The sequence below is a fragment of the Streptomyces sp. ADMS genome, assembly GCF_033441795.1.
GTDB lineage: Bacteria > Actinomycetota > Actinomycetes > Streptomycetales > Streptomycetaceae > Streptomyces.
Genome location: NZ_JAVFVX010000338.1, coordinates 1 through 997 on the forward strand (window position 1 = coordinate 1; position 997 = coordinate 997).

1 protein-coding gene and 1 pseudogene are annotated in these 997 nt (G+C 72.2%); both read right to left on the reverse strand.

The features are described from left to right. The coding region (locus tag RB628_RS40865) for an ATP-binding protein (RefSeq protein ID WP_318325703.1) at positions 1 to 566 on the reverse strand (566 nt) is incomplete at its 3' end. After that, positions 566 to 997: pseudogene (locus tag RB628_RS40870) on the reverse strand (hypothetical protein); the annotation flags it as partial. The pseudogene RB628_RS40870 and the gene RB628_RS40865, both read right to left, overlap by 1 nt.

Sequence of the window (997 nt, forward strand, 5' to 3'; positions counted from 1 at the left end):
AGCATGTGGTTGTACCGGCGGTTGATCAGCCGGTACGTCACTTCCTCGACCCACTCGGACGCCTTGGCCGCGCCGAGGTCGTCGATGATCAGCAGCGGGCACCTGCTGACGGCCGCCAGATCCCGCTCGCTGTCGACTCCCTGCCGGGGGCGCAGGTCGGCGTACAGGTCGGCGGCGGCGGTCGCGCGCCAGCGCACGCCCACTCCAGTCTTCACCAGCTGTCGGACCGCGCCGTACGCCTGGTGGGTCTTGCCCGCGCCGACCACCCCGGCCATCAGCAGGCTCGGGCCGGTGGTGACCTGCCGCCGGGCTCCGATGCTCGGGGCGACGGCCTGTTGGGCGACGTCCCGGGCCCAGTCCAGGACCTGCGGGTGGTCGGCGACCGCGCCCTGGTAGCGCGGAGGCATCGCGGCCAACAGGGCGTCCAGCGGGGAGAAGCGCTCGGGCTCGTCGGCCAGGGCGGCGACGGCGGCCGGGTCGATGTTGCGGGCGGCCAGGATCCGGGCCATCCGGTCCAGGGTGCCTGCGCCGCCGAGGGTCTGCGGGTCGCGGGTGTGGGTGCGCATCACAGCTCCTCGGCGTAGGCGGCGGCAGCGTCGACCGGGTTGGTCCACGCCTGGTGAGCGGGCACGGTAGGCCGGATTCCCGGCCGCGCCAAACCGGCCGATCGTGCGTTCATCGCGTCGTTGACCAGGCTCGGCAGGCGGCTGGGGTGGCCCTGGATCTCCACGAAACGCCGCAGTCCGGCGCGGACGTGCTCCGGGGCGATGCCCTCACCGAGGAGCTTCTTGGCCATGCGACCGAGGTGTCCGAGCACGTCGCTGGGCGGTCGCTCGTCGCACGCGGCGACGTACTCGCCAATCAGGTCATTGGCCGAGACGGTGGCGACGGGCGCTGTGCGCCCCGTAGGGAATGAAGATCCAGGATCCAAGATCCTAGATCCAGGCGCCGAGCCCTCTCCGAGGTTTCGGGGAGGCTTCGGGGAGCCCTCCGGGAA